The organism is Microbacterium sp. F51-2R (assembly GCF_052180235.1).
GTDB lineage: Bacteria > Actinomycetota > Actinomycetes > Actinomycetales > Microbacteriaceae > Microbacterium.
The window spans coordinates 929,892-947,701 of sequence record NZ_CP197470.1; the positions used below are offsets into that span (position 1 = coordinate 929,892).

The 17,810-nt window shown below is 66.8% G+C and carries 15 protein-coding genes and 1 pseudogene; 7 read left to right on the forward strand and 9 right to left on the reverse strand.

From position 1 onward, the window contains the following. Positions 1–76: 76 nt before the first annotated feature. From ACSBPH_RS04345 to ACSBPH_RS04370, 6 genes are all read right to left on the reverse strand, one after another. On the reverse strand, positions 77–2,197 hold the full coding sequence (locus tag ACSBPH_RS04345) for a glycoside hydrolase family 36 protein (RefSeq protein WP_442576374.1): 2,121 nt from the start codon (positions 2,195–2,197) through the stop codon (positions 77–79). Further along, complete coding sequence (locus ACSBPH_RS04350; RefSeq protein WP_442576375.1) at positions 2,194–2,925, reverse strand: hypothetical protein; 732 nt, start codon at positions 2,923–2,925, stop codon at positions 2,194–2,196. Before ACSBPH_RS04350 ends, ACSBPH_RS04345 begins: the two co-directional genes overlap by 4 nt. Next, positions 2,922–3,806, reverse strand: coding sequence for a carbohydrate ABC transporter permease (locus ACSBPH_RS04355; protein ID WP_442576376.1), 885 nt, complete (start codon positions 3,804–3,806; stop codon positions 2,922–2,924). Before ACSBPH_RS04355 ends, ACSBPH_RS04350 begins: the two co-directional genes overlap by 4 nt. Then, complete coding sequence (locus ACSBPH_RS04360) at positions 3,803–4,822, reverse strand: carbohydrate ABC transporter permease (RefSeq protein ID WP_442576377.1); 1,020 nt, start codon at positions 4,820–4,822, stop codon at positions 3,803–3,805. Before ACSBPH_RS04360 ends, ACSBPH_RS04355 begins: the two co-directional genes overlap by 4 nt. Before the next feature lie 76 nt (positions 4,823–4,898). Next, positions 4,899–6,239 carry an ABC transporter substrate-binding protein gene (locus ACSBPH_RS04365; protein WP_442576378.1) on the reverse strand — a complete coding sequence of 447 codons (1,341 nt, stop codon included), beginning with the start codon at positions 6,237–6,239 and terminating at the stop codon, positions 4,899–4,901. Positions 6,240–6,384: 145 nt separating this feature from the next. Continuing rightward, positions 6,385–7,392 carry a LacI family DNA-binding transcriptional regulator gene (locus ACSBPH_RS04370; protein ID WP_442576379.1) on the reverse strand — a complete coding sequence of 336 codons (1,008 nt, stop codon included), beginning with the start codon at positions 7,390–7,392 and terminating at the stop codon, positions 6,385–6,387. Positions 7,393–7,535: 143 nt separating this feature from the next. Here ACSBPH_RS04370 and ACSBPH_RS04375 point away from each other — a divergent pair, with 143 nt between their 5' ends. Beyond that, on the forward strand, positions 7,536–8,204 hold the full coding sequence (locus ACSBPH_RS04375) for a ThuA domain-containing protein (protein ID WP_442576380.1): 669 nt from the start codon (positions 7,536–7,538) through the stop codon (positions 8,202–8,204). 118 nt (positions 8,205–8,322) lie between these two features. Here the strand turns inward: ACSBPH_RS04375 and ACSBPH_RS04380 are convergent, their stop codons facing one another. Beyond that, positions 8,323–9,267 (reverse strand): DMT family transporter, encoded by a 945-nt coding sequence (locus ACSBPH_RS04380; RefSeq protein ID WP_442576381.1) that lies wholly within the window; start codon positions 9,265–9,267, stop codon positions 8,323–8,325. 39 nt (positions 9,268–9,306) lie between these two features. On the opposite strand from ACSBPH_RS04380, the gene ACSBPH_RS04385 reads away from it, so the two are divergent. Then, a complete protein-coding gene (locus tag ACSBPH_RS04385) occupies positions 9,307–9,831 on the forward strand; it encodes a MarR family winged helix-turn-helix transcriptional regulator (protein ID WP_442576382.1) in 525 nt (174 codons plus the stop codon). A gap of 267 nt (positions 9,832–10,098) precedes the next feature. Here ACSBPH_RS04385 and ACSBPH_RS04390 read toward each other — a convergent pair whose 3' ends face one another. Beyond that, entirely contained in the window at positions 10,099–10,827 is a 729-nt protein-coding gene (locus ACSBPH_RS04390; RefSeq protein ID WP_442576383.1) for a hypothetical protein, read from the reverse strand. Positions 10,828–11,052: 225 nt separating this feature from the next. Here ACSBPH_RS04390 and ACSBPH_RS04395 point away from each other — a divergent pair. The 5 genes and pseudogenes from ACSBPH_RS04395 to ACSBPH_RS04415 form a co-directional block, all read left to right on the forward strand. After that, positions 11,053–12,306: pseudogene (locus ACSBPH_RS04395) on the forward strand (SCO6880 family protein); the annotation flags it as partial. 141 nt (positions 12,307–12,447) lie between these two features. Beyond that, positions 12,448–13,101, forward strand: a complete 654-nt coding sequence (locus tag ACSBPH_RS04400) for a hypothetical protein (RefSeq protein WP_442576384.1) — start codon at positions 12,448–12,450, stop codon at positions 13,099–13,101. Further along, positions 13,098–14,576, forward strand: coding sequence for an ATP-binding protein (locus ACSBPH_RS04405; protein ID WP_442576385.1), 1,479 nt, complete (start codon positions 13,098–13,100; stop codon positions 14,574–14,576). Before ACSBPH_RS04400 ends, ACSBPH_RS04405 begins: the two co-directional genes overlap by 4 nt. 45 nt (positions 14,577–14,621) lie before the next feature. Next, complete coding sequence (dprA, locus tag ACSBPH_RS04410) at positions 14,622–15,626, forward strand: DNA-processing protein DprA (protein ID WP_442576386.1); 1,005 nt, start codon at positions 14,622–14,624, stop codon at positions 15,624–15,626. Positions 15,627–15,657: 31 nt separating this feature from the next. Continuing rightward, complete coding sequence (locus ACSBPH_RS04415; RefSeq protein WP_442577243.1) at positions 15,658–17,472, forward strand: type IV secretory system conjugative DNA transfer family protein; 1,815 nt, start codon at positions 15,658–15,660, stop codon at positions 17,470–17,472. Positions 17,473–17,477: 5 nt separating this feature from the next. On the opposite strand, the gene ACSBPH_RS04420 is transcribed toward ACSBPH_RS04415, so the two are convergent. Continuing rightward, positions 17,478–17,795, reverse strand: coding sequence for a hypothetical protein (locus ACSBPH_RS04420; RefSeq protein WP_442576387.1), 318 nt, complete (start codon positions 17,793–17,795; stop codon positions 17,478–17,480). Positions 17,796–17,810: the final 15 nt, after the last annotated feature.

The following is a 17,810-nucleotide window of genomic DNA, read 5'->3' on the forward strand; positions in this document are numbered from 1 at the left end:
TTTCTGGATCGGCACCCGTCTCTGGGGGCGGTGCGGCGGGGGTGGATCGGTCCTCCGGTCACCGTCGCATCCTCTCTCACGATGCGACGATGCGCAGCACCCGCGCCACCGTTCCCGCCGGTGTCTGCAGCTGAAGGCCCTCGGTCGTCACCGTCGGGGCGGGCGCGGGCACGGCCGGAAACAGCTGTGCGGCGGTGCCTGTGACGCGGGGGATGGTGACCGTGCGGGCGTCTGGGTGACGGTCCCACACGAAGAGCAGGTCGCCCGCGTCTGTGCGCAGGCCGAGCGCGATGGTGTCCGACTCCCACGAGGGCAGGCCGAGTGGCCAGAATGGCACCGCGGTGACCAGCGCCGGGCGGAGCTGTTTGTGCAGCTGCACCGCATCGGCGACCAGCACGCGCTGCTCATCGGTCAGCTCGTGCAGGAATCCCGACAGGTACAGCCGGCCGCTGAGCCCGGTGACCAGAGTGAAGACCGTCTCCTCCTCCGTCATCCCGACTGCCGGGTACGCCCAGTTGGCGCACTGCTCCGGGAGGATCGACACCGGGGCCGACGCGGCGATCGGCGGGTAGAGCCGGAAATCCTGCTGGTCGCTCGTGGACTGCTGGTGGGTGACCTCCAGCAGAGAGTAGTCCGCGCGCATGGCACCCGAGCTGCAGTTCTCGAGCAACAGGCCAGGGTGACGCCGCTGCACGTCGATCAGCCAGTCCCGGAACGCGCGGGTGTGACCGAGCAGCCCATCGCCGGCGGCGGTCGCGTCCCGCTCGGTGCCGGCGCCGGGGTTGATGTTGTAGTCCAGCTTGATGTACGAGACGCCGTAGTCCGCGACGATCCGATCGACGACCTCGTCCATATGGGCACGGGCGGCCGGGTGGCGGAAGTCCAGGTGGTAGCGGCGGTGTTCCATGACCCGCTGATCGTGCCGCCAGAAGAACGCCTCGTTCGGCAGCGCGTTCGCCGCGGGACTGTCGGCGCCCACCACTTCGGGTTCCAGCCACAGGCCGACCTGCATTCCGCGGGCGAGGATCTCATCCGTAACCTGCTTCAGACCCGCCGTGAACCGGGTGGTCGCTTCCTGCCACTCCCCCACGGTCGCCCACCAGTCGCCGATCTCCGGTTCGGCGAACCAGCCGGCGTCGATGCAGAACACCTCGGCGCCCGCCTCGGCGGCCGCGGCGACCAGAGGCAGCAGCTGTTCGGTGGTGGGCTGACCCATCAGCGTGTTCATGAAGTCGTTGTAGACGATGGGAAGGCTCGAGGTGTTCTGATCCCGGCGCAGCCAGCGACGGTAGGCCGTCAGTGCACCCACCGCGCCGTCCCGACCGTCGCGAGAGAAGGCGATCGAGACCGGCACCGCGTCGAAGATCTCGCCGGGGGCGATCCGGTGCGCGAAGTGGTTCTCGAGATCCGTGGGACCGAGCAGCGACAGTACGCCGCCGTCGCGTGCCTGGCTGATGTCGATGTGCCAGCCGGCGCTGGTCTCGATCTGCCAGGCCAGGGCCCTGCCGTCGTCGGCGGTCAGGATCCCGCACGGCACGTGCTCCCCGCTGGACCACGCTCCATGACTGCTGAGCCCGTAGTGGCCGCGGCCGTCCTGATCATGGAAGCCGAGGGACACTCCGGGCAGCACAGCGCGCAACGGGATCTCGCTCCACCGGTCCTCGGCCAGCCACTCACTGTCCGCGACGGCCAGCTTCACATCGTCGAGGTCGGATTCGGAAACTCCGAATCCGAAGGACAGTGACGTGACCGCAGTGACGACGACGGGGCTGATGCCTGAGTTGCGAAGCCGCGTCTGCGCGCGAACCGTGGAGACGCCCCACGGCTGGCTGATGACCGTGACTGCTTCCAAGCCTGTGTCTGCGTCACACTGCGAGACCAGGGTGCGGCGGGCTGTGGCGTCCTCATCGTAGGTCACCGCGGTCACTCGCATGCGCGCACCGACTGCCGAGCGGAAGTACGCCTGGCTCGTACGCGCACGCTGTTCTTTCGCGGTGAAAATCTCCACCAGCGGCACGGAGCGGCGACCTGCGAACGGCGAGTCATGGACAACCAGTGCGGCCGGCTCATTCGCGGACCATACGACGTCGAAGGTGCTGTCGGCGACACGCACCCGTTCGGACGTGCCGTTGATCCGTGACTCCGCACGCAGCTCCGGGGCGGGAATGGTCTGGAGGCGCTGCAGCGCGTCGGTCACCACGAGAGCTCCTTGTCATCGGCGATGAAGTTCAGGGTCCGATTGCAGATCACGATCGCGCTCGCGACGAGGGCGGGCGCGAACAGCGCGACGGTTCCGCCGATCATCGGCAGGATCGATGCGCCGACTCCCGCGGCGATCAACAGCACCCAGCTGAGGGCGACGTGAGGCCGAGCGATGATCGCCCGCACGGCCGCCACGGTGAGCGCCCGCGGTCGGGTTGTGGCGGACGACTCGGCGACGCTGCTGATGCCGACGACCAGCACGAGGAGCAGCGACAGCCCGAGGGTCGCGAAGAGCAGCATCGTGTCACTGTCCCCCATCAGTGCCAGGTCGTAGCCGATCACCAGCACTGCGGCGCTCATAGCGGCCGCGAGCCACCACAGCGACCGGACGCCGCGCGCGAATCCGCGCCAGAAGGTACGGGCGGGGCCTGTCCCGCCCGAGACGAGCAGCACCCGGCGTGCCGCGGACAGTGCGCCGAGCACGGCCGGCGCGACCGGAAGCAGCGAGGCCGCGCCGAGCCATAGCGCCAGGTGGGTGGGCTGCCAGCCGACCAGCGCGTCGAAGAGGAGCACGGGGGCCAGGCAGGCCACGAAAGACACCGCGACCAGGAAGAACTGGAACACGCGCAGCAGTGCCGTCGCGATCGGCCCGTCGTAGGCGAGCATTGCGATGATGCGGCCGACCTTCGGCGACGGGCCGCGCGTGACGGGGTGGGTGGTCATCCCTTCACCGCCCCGACCGACATGCCCTTGATGAAGTAACGCTGGAAGCCGGCGAAGATCGCGATCGAGGGGATGATGGCGAGGATCGCCCCTGTGTAGATGAGCTGCCACTGGGACGTGAGCAGACCCACCATCCGATTGATCGCCACGTTGATCGTTCCCGCCGACGACGAGTCGAGGAACACCAGCGGGATGAAGAAGTCGTTCCAGAGCCCGAGCGCCTGGATGATCACGAACGCCGAGGTCACCGGCAGCAGCATCGGGAACACGATCGACCAGAACGTGCGCAGCCGGCCGGCACCATCGACGTGTGCTGCTTCCTCGACCTCGATCGGGATGCCCTTGATGAAGCTGCAGTAGAGCAGGATGCCGAAGCTCGCCGCTCCACCGAGGTGCACCAGGATCACGGACAGCAGGGTGCTGTAGAGCCCTACCTGATTGAAGCCCTCGACCAGCGGGATCATCCGCACCTGGAACGGGATCATGAGGCCGGCGATGAAGAGGACGTAGAGGAAGCGAGACGTGCCACCGCCGACGCGCTCGATGCCGTAGGCAGCCATGGGCACGATCGCCACCAGCAGTACCACCGTGCCCACCGTGATGATCACGGTATTGAGGATCGCCTCCGCAAAGTCGGTCTGCTGGAACAGCTGGACGTAGTTGTCCAGAGAGAACGAGGTGGGCAGCCCCATGGGGTCGATGGTGATCTCGGCGTAGCTGCGGAAAGAGTTCAGCAGGGCGTAGATGACCGGTGAGGCGACGATGAGCACCATGACGGAGAGGACGACCATGACGATGATCTCGCCGATAGTCCACTTCTTCTTCTCGGCGCCCTCGCGTCGCCGCAGGCGGAAGGGGCGGCGTACTGTTGTGGCGCTCATGCCTGGATCTCCCTCTTACGCATGTAGGCGTTGGCGCCCACGGTGCTGGCGATGACGACGAGGAACAGCACGACGGCCGCCGCGGATCCGAAGCCGGCGCGGTACTCGCCGAATCCGACCTTGTAGATGAAGAACGCCATCGTCTCGCTGACGAAGCCTGGTCCGCCGGCGGTAAGCACGAGAACCTGATCGAAAATGACCCAGCCGGCGATCATCGCGAGAGTCATGTTCACCGTGACGGCACCGGCGATCATGGGCCAAGTGACGTTCCAGAAGACCTTCCAACTGTTCGCACCGTCGATGCGCGCGGCTTCGACGAGCTCTTGCGGCACGGATTGAAGGTTCGCGAGGTAGATGAGGGTCGTGTTACCACCAAGGGTGAAGCATGTGATGAACAGGATCACCCAAATCACGATGCTGCTGTCGCCAAGCCAGTCCCGGGCCCAATCGGGAAGCCCGATAGAGCGAAGGAGAGTGTTCACGCCGCCGAAGTTGAAGTTGAGGAGGTACTTCCAGATAGTGGCCATGATGAACGCGCTGACGAGAGCGGGCAGGTACACCGCAGTCCGGAAGAATCCTTGAGCGTGATTGAGCTTGTCGAGCATGAGCGCGACGATCAGAGAGATTGCGTTGATGATCACCGCGGATCCGAGTCCCAGGATCAGGGTGTTCCGAACTGCGTTCCAGAATCTGCCGCTTGTGAGGATGTCTTCGTAGTTCTTCAGCCCGATGTAGTCGTAACCATCGCTGATGCCGTCCCAATTGGTGAAGCTGAGCTGGACGGTCTGCAGCGAGGGAACGATCACCATAAGCAGATAGATGGCCAGGGCCGGCGCCACAAAGGCCAGCATGATCAGCCGCCCGCGCGGCCAGCGACGCGGCTTTCGATGATCCTCGCCGGCGATGAATTCCTCGCGCTGGTCCGTAGGCGCCCCGCTGAGCGGGTCGTCGCCCACAAGCAGCACGCCAGGAGCCACGGCGTTGGACTGCCCGATTTGCGAGCTCTGGTCGCTCACGGTAGTTCTCCCTTGCACGAAACGGAGGAAAGGACGAGGGGGTGGAGTCTGCAGTTCAGGCTCCACCCCCTAGATCTCAGCCGGCGGCTGCGACCTGGTTGTCGAGTTCGGTCTGGACCTTCGAGATGGTGTCGTCAACGGACGACTGCCCGTCCTGCATCTCGATCCGAGACTGGCGGAAGAAGGTGTTGAAGGCGCTGAAGGTGCCCCACGTGGGCGCGTTCTCGTACCAAACCAGCTTGGGGTTCTCCAGCAGCGCGAAGTAGTCCTCAGCTCCAGGAATCGAGTCGTTGCGGGTGACCTCGTCCGAGGCCTTGATGTTGGGCGAGATCCATCCCGCCTCCTCCATCAGATTGGCTGCCTCAACCGAGTAGAAATACTTCAGGAACTCCTCGGACGAGGCCAGTTCATCCTTGTTCTCGGCCGCCTGTGAGGAGATCGCGAGACCACCCGCGGTGTCGCCGACGACGCTGTTCTTCAGGACATTGATGTTGCCGTCCTCGTCAGGAATGATGAAAAGACCGGCGTTGAACTTCGGATCGACCTTGTGGATGTCGTTCAGGCGCCCGAGGCCAGCCGACGACGTCGCCATGACGGCCTGCCCGTTCACAAGGAGCGTGGTGGTCTGCGCATCCGCCGTGGACTGCCAGCCCTCGAGCACGAAGTTGTCGGTGATGTACTTGAGCTCCTCGAGCGGCTCGCGAAGATCTTCAATCGATGTCGTCTTCTCGGCAGCAGCGTTCCAGAACCCGCCGTCGTCCGAGTGCGCGGCGAAGATCGGCGCAGCAAGGGGTTTCCACAGCTGATCGGAGGGCCAGACCTCACCGGCCGCAGTCGCGAGCGGCACGTCGCCGTTCGCCTTGATCTTCTTCATCAGCGCAATGAAGTCGTCGTAAGTCTTGGGCACCTTCAGGTTGTGTTCCTTGAAGTAGACCTTGTTGTAGACGATATTGATGCCGATCTCCCCATTGAGAGCACTGTTGGGAACGGTGTAAACCTCGCCGTCCTCGGCCTTCCCGTACGCGTCCGGCTCCAGCAGGTCGGTCACGTCCGATGGAATCGGCGCCAGCTTGCCCGCATTGATATACGTAAGGGTGTCCCGCATGTCGACGATGGCTGGCCAGTTCCCGGTCGCGTCGACTGTCTTCATCGCGGTCGCGTAGTCAGAGCCAGCCGGAAGTGGGTCAGGCTTGACGACTGTGTCATCGCTCTGCTCGTTGAACGCCGTCACGACCGAATCCACGACGCTGTTCCAGGTCTCATCGCCGGTCGCGTACATGAAGCGGATGGTGGTCTTTTCCTGCGCAGCGGTCTTCTCTGCACCCCCCGAGGCGCTGCAGCCCGTGAGTGCAAGCGCGCCGATCGCACTGACTGCGATGCTGGTCGCGAGGATGCGCCTCCGCGTTGACTTGTACATGTGATCTCCCTCGAATCATGCCGACGACTTCTGCGTCTCCATCAGGCTAGCTCAGGTGGATAGCGTTTGCCAAGCTCGTTACCAACTTGAAATATGAGAAAGAGCTGGGAGGCGTCAGGACGGATCGAAAGGAGAGCTTTTCACCTCAGCGACGCCTCACCGGAACGCCCCTGACTATCGGCACCGCGCGCAGAGCGATCCGGGTGCTCGCCGCCACCTCGTCTTCATCGAGGCACAACGACAGCGCTGCCTCCCCGAATGCCTCCAGCGGCACCTCGACAGTGCTGAACCTCGGGAGCACATCGCCCAGCATCGGCACGTGGTCGAAACCCGTGACTTCGATCTCATGAGGTGTGTCGATTCCAACTTGGCGCAACCGCGCGATGGCGCCAACGGCCATGGCGTCGCTCATAGCCGCCAAGACCTCGAACTGTTCCAATCGTCCCTCCAGCGCCCGGACCGCGGCGTATCCACCGTCTCTCGAGAAGGCTCGGTGGACGATGTCGGCGCGGGGAACGGTTATGTCGTGCTCTGCGAGCCCGGCAAGAAACCCCTCCACCCGGTCCCGTGCCGTGATCTCCGACGACGGCGCAGAAAGGATCGCGAACCGGCGCAACCCTGCGCTCGCGAGGCCATCCGCGAGGAGTCGCGCGGCCTCGCGGTTGTCGACGGTGACCGAGGGAAAGTCCAGGGCACTGTCCCCGACCACCACCACTCGGGTTCCCTGCTCCACGAGGGTGTCGAGCTGACGCGCGAGGGCGGTCTCACGGTGTGTATCCGTCGTGCGACTGGTGGCGATGATCACCGCTCGGTGCCGCTCGCCGCGAAGCTGGTTCAGCAGCTCGTGTTCGCGTAAAGGGTCGTCTCGCGTGGTGCGAACCGCGACCGAAACGCCGCGCTTCTCCGCTGCATGCATGACCCCAGAGATCATCGTGGCCGAGCCGAAGTCATCGATATCGCTGACGAGGAGGGCGACGGTGCGGGAGCGACCGTCCTTGGTTGCCTGTGCCGCCGGATTCACCGAGTAGCCCAGAGCACGAGCCGCGTCGGCGACCCGCTGCCGAAGCTCCGGCGAGCCACTTTGCGCACCGCGAACTCCGCCGTTCAGGGCGCGAGAAGCTGTTGGAACCGACACGCCCGCCAGGCGCGCCACGTCTGTGAGGGTCGGTGGTTTGGGAGCTTTAGCGTGCAACCTTCTTCTCCTCGTTGAGCGTGATAACGCTATCCACTATAGCTAGTCTGTCGGCAGGACGTGCGCCGGACCCGCTGGCGTGCCCTTCATCGCTCGGAGGTCACATGCGAGCAGTCATCGCCAGCGGTTCGGAACGTTATGACGATCCGTGGCATCCTTTCGAGCGGACAAGCCCCCTTGTCGCCGGGATTCTGACCGACGCCGGTTTCGAGGTATCCATCGACCACGCTGTGGACCATGCGATGACCCGACTCGATGACGTCGATCTGCTCGTGGTCAACGCGGGAGACCCTTGGCGCGGGTCGCCAAGGGGGGCTGAAGCGGGAGCAGACGCCGTCGCCGGGATGGCTTCCGCCCTCGATCGCGGCATAGGCGTGATCGCGCTGCACTGCGCCGTATCTTCTCTCCGCGACTATCCCGAATGGTTTGGCGCGATAGGTGGCATGTGGGTACCGGGGCTCTCCTTCCACCCTCCCGCCGGCGTGGCGCATATCTTCGGGGGACGTCTTCCCGACGGCACGCAGATCGAGTCGTTCGACGTATTCGACGAGTGCTATTGCCGAATCCAGCAGATCGGCCGCTCCACGCCGGTTGCTCATCACCATGCGGACGGTCAAGCCGAACCAGTCGCGTGGACTCGCACCCACGGACGGAGTCGGATTGCCGTCGATCTGCTCGGCCACGATGAGCGATCGTACGAATCTGAGGGTCACGCCCACCTGCTCTCGTCGCTCGCCCGGTGGACCGTGGGCGCGCCGCCGACCGAACGCTAGAACGACGGGCTGGCGCGGGCGGTGATACTTCCGTGTCAGAGGTGCGATCTACGCCGTTGGTCTAGCGCCGCAGGTCGCGTCCACCACGACCGTTTGCTCGACGTCGACCCCTGCGCAGCTACGTTCGTGACGTGAGCACAGGGACGGCACCCGTCCGGAAGTCGCGGAAACTGCCCGGGGCGGAGATCTCGACGATCTCTGGCTGTCGACGCCGGCGCGCGGGCATCGCGCCGAGGGCGATGCCGAGCAGGACGAGAGCAACGCCCGCCATCTGGGTCGCTCCGAAGGCCTCGCCGACGATGACCACGCCGAGCACGACGCCCGTGACCGGGTTGAGAAGGCCGATCATCCCGACAATCCCCGGTGCAAGGTGCCGAAGCCCCGCGAACCAGGCGACGTACGCGAGGGCGGTGACGATCAGCGTGAGGTACGCGAACGCCAGCGACGACGTGACGGTGAGCGTAGGAGGCGGCCCCTCGACCAGCACCGCTGCGGGGATGAGCACAGCCGAGCCACCGACGAGCTGCCACGCTGTCATCGACAGTGCGGGGACATCCGGTCCCCACCGCAACGTGAGAACGTAGCCGAGCGACGAGGCGAGCATTGCGCCCAACGACGCGGCCACTCCCCACGGGTCGGCGCCCTCCGCCTCCAACCCGAGCATCACAGCGACGCCCACCAGCCCGACCGTCGCCCCCACGACTGCGGCCGCGCCGGGCCGGCGATGCAGCACCAGCCACGCGAACAGCAGCATGCAGGCGGCGGATGCTGACATCAGCGTCGCAGCCAGACTCGACGGCAGCCGTTGCCCCGCGACGTAGACGAGGACGAAGAAGCCGCCGACATTCAAGCATCCCAGCAGAAGCGACCGCCACCACCACGAGCCATGAGGGAGCCGTCGGGCCAGCGCCAGAACGATCATTCCCGCTGGCAACGCCCGTAATACCCCGGCCCACAACGGTGCATCCGGCGGAAGGAAACTCCGCGTCACCACATAGCCACTCCCCCACGCAATGGGCGCGAGGGCCGTCACAAGGATCCAGAACCAGCGTTTACCTTCCACGGAAGACACTTTATCTTACTTGGAAGGTAAAGTTTGCCTATGCCCGACGATGACGTTCCCTCCGGCCGTGACCGCGTCGCCCAGATTCAGATCGAATGGAGGCGCGAGCGCCCAGATCTCGATCCGTCACCGCAGGGCGTCATCGCACGCCTGCATCTCGTCAGTCTGAAGCTGACCGAACGTCTAGTGGCCGTGTACAACGAGTTCGGACTCAGCGAAGGCGAGTTCGACGTGCTCGCTACGCTCCGCCGCGCCGGTGCGCCGTTCGAGCGGGCCGCCGGCGAACTGGCAGACCACACACTGATCAGTACGGGAGGGCTCACGAAGCGCGTCGATCGCCTCGAAGCGCGCGGGCTGGTCGAACGCAGGCTTGAGGCGGCGGATGCCCGAAAGCGCCTGGTGCGTCTGACGCCAGCCGGCCGGGATGTCATCGACCGCGCGATCGGCGCGCACCTGGACAACGAGCACCGGATCCTGCGGGAGCTGGGTGCCCCCGATGCCGACGCGCTGGAGGCCGTCCTCACCCGTTGGCTGCGTGTACTCGATGAGACATGGCAGGGGTGACGATTCCGGGCCCGTTGCGAGTGCATCCGCTGCTCGGCTGGTGGACATGACGGCGAGTGTCCCGGATCGTTAGGGGTGGGCGCTAGAGAGACCTTGCTCCGGACCCCGAAGCCCGCCCGTCATCCCGCCCCGAGGGGTGCTGTTGCGCGATGCCCGCGAGCCTCGGCCCAAGCTGGCCCAGGATCTCTCGGATTGCCGCGCGGTCGCGGATCCATTCGACCGGGCCTTCGACCATTTCACCCAGAGCGGTGTGCGCGACGATCAGTTCTACCGGGATCGGTGCCTTACCCGAACGGACTCGCATCGCGTTCTCGAGCTCTGCTTCCTCAAGCAGGCGCAGGCGGTCCTGCGCACTTGCGTTTCAATGTCCGCCCGCAGTTGGCGCGTGCGACGATCACCCTCGGCAGCTGCGATGTTCGATTTCGCGCTTCGCACAGCGGCCGCGACATCCCGGCTCGTCAGCAGGTCCACACGCTTCATCCGATCGGTGACTATCTCCACCGCGCGAGCCCACACGACCTGCTCAACGTCGACGGCCGGCAGGGCCATCCGCGAGCGGGTGGCCACGAAAGCCTGCGCGAAGCGGCGGACTCGATCGCCATGCGTCAACATGTGCTCTGTCAGCCTCTGCGTGAGCTGAGCGAACTGCCGCAGTCGCTCCGACAACGCCGGGTCGTCGAAGTAGGCAGCAGCCACTCGATCGTTCGCGCGGCGCTCCGCTGCCGTGGTGCGATGCAGCCGCTTGGGCGGCAGGCCCGCTCGCTCGAGGCGGTGTGCGAGTCGCTTAGCAGCGTTGTTTTTGTCGAGGTCGGCACGGTACTTCTCAGGATCGTTTCGTCGCTTCCGCTGGATCTCGGCGGTGCGCTCCTTGTTCCGGTCCGCCCAAGCCTTTCGCGCCGCCTTCATCGTGTGGGGTGCCGAATCGCGCCAGATCGTCGCCCGCTCGTTGAGTTCCTCCCGATGTGTCCGGCGGTAGCGCGCGAGGTACTGCGTCACCTTGTCGCGGTTGGCCGCCTGCCAGCGGCGGTGGTACTCCCGGACGTGGTCAGGGTGGGCTTCCTTCCAGCGCCTCGACGCCTCGTTTGATCGGCGGCGTTTGTCGAGCAGTTGACGCTTCCGAGCGGCGGAGCGCCGTGCCGATTCGCGGTTGAGTTCCCTGGACCGCTCGAGGTGCTCGGCCCGCCACCGCCGGTTCGCCTCGCGGACTCTGTCGGGGTTGGCTTCCTCGCGGTCGGTGGCCGCAAGCTCGTCGAGTGGACTCCAGTTCTATGCCGATGGAGCGGACGCGTCCTTCAGGGCCAACTCACATTCCGAAAGCGCATCGAACGCCCTCGCCCCGCGGGCACCTTAGCTCTTCCCGGGGATGCCGCAGCTCTGCGGGAGTGGGTGGATGCCGAGTCCGGCGCCGTGATGATCCACGACCCTCACGCCCGCACCCTGAGCGCCGTGCTCACCGTCTCGCACCCCGCGTTCGTACTGCTCGACCCGGCCGAGCAGCATCGCCGCGTGACGGGATGGGGCCGCGTGCTCGCCGGCTCCTGCCGGTCCGGCCGCATCAGCCGCCTTCAGGTCTCCGAGCGAACACTCCTCGACTCCGGCACCGGGTTGGACGACTGGTGGGCCCGCCACGGCATGAACGACGGCGGCTGGGCCGCCGCGACCTATCAAGAGCTGATCGAACGGGCCGGCCCCGCCGGGGAACGGCACGCGACGACCATCAGCATCGCCCTGGATATGCAGGCGGCCGGGAAGCTGATCCGCGCGAGCGGCGGCGGAATGAGAGGCGCTGCCACGGTGCTGCGGCAGGAGATGGAAGCCATCACCGCCGCGCTCCTATCAGCCGACCTCACGGTCGGTGACTGGCTCGGACCGAGTGACCTGGCTGTAGCCTTGCGGTCGGCGTACGACCCGGCAGCGAGCCTCGCCCTCGACCGGCACCCGAATATCGGCCGCAGCCTGGCGGACGCGGGGCCGATGGCCGTCACGGAAACCTGGGACGGACTGCGCTCCGACAGCGCCTTCCACACGGTCCTCTGGATCAGCGAGTGGCCCCGGTCGCAGGTCTTCCCCGGCTTCCTCTCCCCGCTCGTGCTGTCCAACGGCGTGCTCCGCACCGTGTCCTTGCACTACATCCCGGTGCGGTCCGACCACGCGGCTCGCGACATCCGCCGCAAGAAGACCGAGCTGATCAGCGACGCGCACCAGCGTCGACGGATTGGGCAGATCGAGGATGCCTCAGCCGCCGCCGAGTACGAGGACGTTTTGCAGCAGGAGGCCGACCTCACCGCGGGGCACGGCGTGCTCCGCACGATCGGCCTGATCAGCGTCTCAGCCCAGACCCGTGCCGAGCTGGACATGGCCGTCGCCAGCGTCGAACAAGCCGCGATCCAGGCGTCCTGCGAAGTGCGACGACTCGTCGGCCAGCAGGCGCAGGCGTTCACCGCCGCAGCGCTCCCGCTGTGCCGCCCCGCATGAATCACAGAGCAGAACCAGCGATGGGAGCAGATCATGGAAAAGGATGAAGCGGCCGTTCGCGCCGCCGGACACGTCTCGGCCTCGGCGCGAGACCTCGCCCATTCGACGATCAAGATCGACGATCCCGCCAACCTGTACCCGATGATCGGCGACCTGCTCAGCTCGCTGAGGTCGCTCGTGCAGGTAACCGATCAGCTCGCACATGCCCACCTGCGCCTGCGCGCCCGAGCGCGGTCCGAGGACGGTGATCCGACGCGCGGCGGGCGAGAATCCGACAACGCAACCTGGGCTCTCACCCGCGCCCGCGACCTGCTCGACGCAGCAGAAGACGCCTTCGACGAGGCATCCCAGAACTGCGCACAGATCGCCTGGACACAGACGCAACGCCCGGAGCGATGGCTCAACGTCCTCTTCCTGCAGGGCGAGGACGCGACCCAGGCGCTCGAACTCGTCGACCGGTTCGGCGCCCCGTTCGCGATCCGCCATCTCGCGCGACACGATCGTGGTGAGGAGACCACGGAAGCCGCCCTCATCGACGGATACGTGTACGACGCTATCCCGACGTGCCCGACTGATCGCGTCGCGCAGGATCCTGCATCCGGATACGCCCTCACCTTTAATCCGACACTCCGCTACGTGTCCCTGCTGCGCCGCTACGAGCTGGACGCACCTCAGCAGGCGGAAGAGAAGCCAGCGACGGGTCGGGGCATGCCGCGCACGGCGTCCTTGCCGCCGGCACTATTCACGCAGCCCGCGGCGGGCCACCGAGTCGACCTCCGGAGCGTCGCACTGTGACCGTCGACGAGCGGCTGCACGCCACAACACTCATCAACCCGCGCGGCGAGCAACGTCGCCGCCGCCGCGACCGGCAGCGCGCAGCGACCCGGCTCGAGGCGGAGGCCCGCAAGGCCACCTCGCGTGAAGCGAAGGAGCAGTGGGCCGCCGAGCGCGCAGAAGCGAAAGCTGCCGCCTACCTGCCGGCCGCGGGCGAACCGGGTCCGGCCGCACTGAGGACGCCTGCCCGGCTGCGGCTCCCCAAGCATCAGGACACCTCCGCCACCCTCGCCGGGCACTACCCCTTCCTCGCCGAGGCCGGCCTCGGGCCCGCCGGAGTCTTCGTCGGCCAAGACCTGTACTCCGGCGGCTCCTTCGTCTACGACCCCTGGGTGCTGTACCAGCGCGGGCTGATCACGGCCCCGAACGTCGTTCTCGCAGGGATCGTCGGATCCGGCAAGTCGTCACTCGCGAAGTCGCTCTACACGCGCTCGCTGCCATTCGGACGCCGCGTCTACGTGCCCGGCGACCCCAAGGGCGAGCACACCGCGGTGGCCGAAGCGGTCGGCGGCCGCGCCATCATCCTCGGCCACGGTCTGCGCAACCGCCTGAACCCGCTCGACGAAGGCCACCGCTCCGCCTCGCTGTCCGATTCCGAGTGGTCCGCCCAGGTCGCCGCCCGCCGACGTGACCTGATCGGGGCACTCGCCGAGACCGTGCTGGAACGCTCACTCAGCCCGCTCGAGCACACCGCCATCGACATCGCGCTCACAGACGTCGTCCGCAGCACAGATGTGCCGATCCTGCCCATGGTGGTCTCGCGGATCCTCTCCCCCGAGCCCTCGGGCGACCGCGACGAACGCCTCGCCGAGGACGGCAGGCTGGTGGGCCACGCTCTACGGCGGCTCGTCGCGGGTGACCTCGCCGGCCTGTTCGACGGCCCCTCCACCGTCCGCTTCGACCCCACCCTGCCGATGGTCTCACTCGATCTCTCCCGCGTCGCGGAGAACTCCACTCTCATCTCCGTGCTGATGACCTGCTCATCCGCATGGATGGAGTCGGCACTCGCCGATCCCGCTGGCGGCCAGCGGTGGGTCATCTACGACGAAGCCTGGCGACTCATGGCCTACCCTGCGCTGCTGCGGCGAATGGACGCGCAGTGGCGTCTCGCCCGGCATTTCGGCATCGCGAACATGCTCGTCTTCCACAAGCTCTCCGACCTCGACAACGTCGGCGACTCCGGCTCGGCCATGCGCGCCCTCGCGTCCTCGCTCCTCGCCAACGCCGAGACCCGCATCGTCTACCGCCAAGAGCCCGACCAGCTCGGATCGACCGGGGCTGCCCTCGGACTCACGCGCACCGAGATGAACCTGCTGCCCGCGCTCGGCACTGGGCAGGGCCTGTGGCGGGTCAAGGACCGCAGCTTCGTCGTGCAGCACCAGATGCATCCCGACGAGCTCGCGATCTTCGACACCACCGCCCGAATGACGACGTAACCCCGGGCGCGACCCACGCACCTAATTATCACAAGGAGGCATCCCATGCCCGACTCGATCACCGAAGACCGCCTCGCCCGCATCACCCTGGCGGCGGCATCGGAACCTGGAGACGCGGTCACCGGCGCGCTCATCGCGCGCGTCGGTGCAGTCGAAACCCTCGCCCTGGTCAGCTCGGAAGGACCACTCCCCCGCCAGATCGACCCCGCTGAAGGAAGCCTCTGGCGGCGGCGGCTCGCGCCACGAATCGATCTGGGGCAGGTCGACCGCATCCGTGAGGTCATGGAGGTTCGCCGTCTTGTCTTGATGACCGTCGAGGACCTGAACTGGCCGGCCGAGCTGCAGCAGCTCGGGGCGAACGCGCCGATCGCGCTATGGCTGAGCGGCACGCCGAGCAGGCTCGAGGGTGTCACCGCCAGACGCATCGCCCTCGTCGGCGCACGCGCCGCCACCAGTTACGGGGAGCACGTGGCCACCCAGCTCGCCGCGGACCTCGCCGAGCAGGGACGCATCATCATCTCCGGCGGCGCCTACGGAATCGACGGCGCCGCCCACAAAGCCGCGACCATGGCGCGACCGGGCGCCACCGTCGCGATCGTCGCGACCGGGCTGGATCGGTTCTACCCGGTCGGCAACCAGCCCCTGTTCGAACGAATCACTGAAACCGGCGGGCTGATTCTCAGCGAGCTGCCGCCCGGAGCCGCACCGACCCGATGGCGCTTCCTCCAGCGAAACCGGCTGCTCGCAGCCCTGGCCGGCGCAACCGTCGTCGTCGAGGCCGGCTTCCGCTCCGGATCCCTCAACGTGGCAGGGCAAGCTCACTCGCTCGGACGCCCGGTCGGCGCCGTGCCCGGCCCCATCACGAGCGCGGCCAGCGCGGGTTGCCACCGGCTCCTGCAGGAAGGAATCGCGACGGTCGTCACCGACGCCCGGGACGCCAGCGACCTGCTCGACTCAACCGACCCAATTGGCGCCGGAGCCGACCGCAACTTCGAGTTCGACTTCATCCAAAGCCGGCCGCGGCGCCTCGAACCCGACATCAGCCTGTGACACCTACACCTTGTGCCGGAACGGTCGCGTCGTGAGTCGCCCGCAACCGAGCACCTCGCGCGGCGACGAACTGACCAACCTCGCGTTGGGACTTCTCGTCGCCGGCGCCGCGAGTGCGGCACTGCTTCGAGCCGCGGGGTCGGCCGCCGCGTGGATCACCGGCATCCCTCAACCTGCAGCGGGGTTCGGTGCGGGCCTGGGCATCCTCCAGAATCCTGGAGACCCAGGGGCCGCACTCGGCTCCTCCGCGCTCAGCCCCGTCGCGTATTGGATCTGCGCTGCAGTTCTGCTTTGCACCGCAGGGTTCGCGATCGTCTTCGGCTGGCGCGTGCTGCGCGGGACACGTCGGTGCACCTCCGCCGATCCGTACCGCATTCCCGGTATCGCGGGTAGTCACGACGTCGCCAAGGCCGCCTCCCAGTCCGCACTCATGAAGCGGGCCGCACACCTACGCCCCTCGCTGACGAATGCGAAGCCCTCGGATGTCGGCTATTTGATCGGTCATTCTCGGTCCGCCGGGGTCTGGGCCAGCGTCGAAGACTCCATCCTCGTCATAGGCCCGCCCAGGTCCGGCAAGGGCGCGCACATCGTCGTCAATGCGATTCTCGACGCCCCGGGTGCTGTCGTCACGACATCCACCCGCCCCGACAACCTCACCACTACCCTCCGCGCGCGACAGCGGGTCGGCCCGGTCGCGGTCTTCGACCCGCAGCAGCTCGCCGAAGGAGTTCCGGCCGGCTTGCGCTGGTCACCGATACGCGGCTGCGAGAATCCGCTGACCGCGATGATCCGCGCGACAGGCCTCGCATCCGGCACCGGACTGGCCGGCGGCGGGGTGGAGTCCGGAGGGTTCTGGGAAGCAAAGACCCGCACCGCGCTCCAATCACTCCTACACGCGGCCGCGCTCGCCGGGCGTCCACCGAGCGAGCTGTTTCGCTGGACCTTGGACCCCGCTGTCGCCTCCGAAGCCGTCGCGATCCTCACCAACGACCCTCGCGCGGCGACCGGTTGGGCCGACTCACTCCAGGCGATGCTCGAGTCCGATCCCCGCACCCGCGACTCGATCTGGCAAGGCGTCTCGCTCGCCCTCGGCGCCCTCGCTGATCCACGCGTCCTCGCCGCAGTCTCCCCCGCCGACGGCGAATCCTTCGACCCAGAGACGTTCCTAAAAGGCAACGGAACCCTCTACCTCCTCGCCACAGGCGCTGGGGCGAACAACTCAGCCGCGCTCGTCGCCGCCTTCGTCGAGGACGTCGTGGAGTCCGCCAGGCGGATCGCCGCCCGAAACCCCGGTGCCCGCCTCGATCCGCCGCTCCTGCTCGCCCTCGACGAGATCGGAAACCTGGCACCCCTCCCCTCACTGCCAACTCTGATGGCCGAAGGCGGCGGCACCGGCATCACGACAATGCCCGTGTTGCAGTCGCTCACCCAGGCCCGGTCGAAGTGGAGCGACAATGCGGCGGGCGCGATCTGGGATGCCTCGATCGTCAAAATCGTTCTGGGCGGAGCATCCAACTCTCGCGACCTCCAAGACCTGTCCACCCTCATCGGCGAACGCGACGAGACCACCGACTCCACCACTATCGGCGACCGCGGCTCCCGCGCATCGCAACGCTCGATCCGCCGGGTCGCGATCATGCCTCCGGACGTCATCAGAACGCTGCCGTTCGGCACTGGTCTGGTGATGCTCCGGGCGGCGCCGCCGATCGTCACTCGGCTGCGGACGTGGACCTCGCGGCCGGATGCGAAGGCGCTCTTGGCAGACCGCCGTGCGCTGGAGTCGCAGCTGCAGCAGTCGCCTCGGCGTGACGCCGCGCCGATACATCCTGCGAGCGAACCGGAGTGAAGCGCTCATCGTGGCGCCGAAACAGCCGCCACTGCATTACTCCACACCCAGCACCGCATGAGCTTCTCGTCGACAGTGAACTGGATGCCGCACGCGACGTCGTTCCACATCACGACTTCTGCGTCGACGAGCAGTGCGTGCGGGCCAAATCGTACCCAGGCCCTGCACTTCTTCGGCTGGGGATCTCTCGTAATCGGCAGCACACCGCGTTGCAGCTCCTGGTCGGTAAGGGTCTGAAGCGGATGCGCGGCGGCAGTTTGCTTCAGGACTCGCTCATCCATCAACTTGCCGGCAAGGTTCGGGTAGCGCTTGTTCGTCGTCACGACCTCGACACCTCC

Excerpts from the sequence above, each read along its gene's own strand:
- ACSBPH_RS04350 (WP_442576375.1), bottom strand. The coding sequence starts at position 2,925 with ATGACCACCCACCCCGTCACGCGCGGCCCGTCGCCGAAGGTCGGCCGC.
- ACSBPH_RS04355 (WP_442576376.1), bottom strand. The coding sequence starts at position 3,806 with ATGAGCGCCACAACAGTACGCCGCCCCTTCCGCCTGCGGCGACGCGAG.
- ACSBPH_RS04365 (WP_442576378.1), bottom strand. The coding sequence starts at position 6,239 with ATGTACAAGTCAACGCGGAGGCGCATCCTCGCGACCAGCATCGCAGTC.
- ACSBPH_RS04375 (WP_442576380.1), top strand. The coding sequence starts at position 7,536 with ATGCGAGCAGTCATCGCCAGCGGTTCGGAACGTTATGACGATCCGTGG.
- ACSBPH_RS04385 (WP_442576382.1), top strand. The coding sequence starts at position 9,307 with ATGCCCGACGATGACGTTCCCTCCGGCCGTGACCGCGTCGCCCAGATT.
- ACSBPH_RS04400 (WP_442576384.1), top strand. The coding sequence starts at position 12,448 with ATGATCGGCGACCTGCTCAGCTCGCTGAGGTCGCTCGTGCAGGTAACC.
- dprA (WP_442576386.1), top strand. The coding sequence starts at position 14,622 with ATGCCCGACTCGATCACCGAAGACCGCCTCGCCCGCATCACCCTGGCG.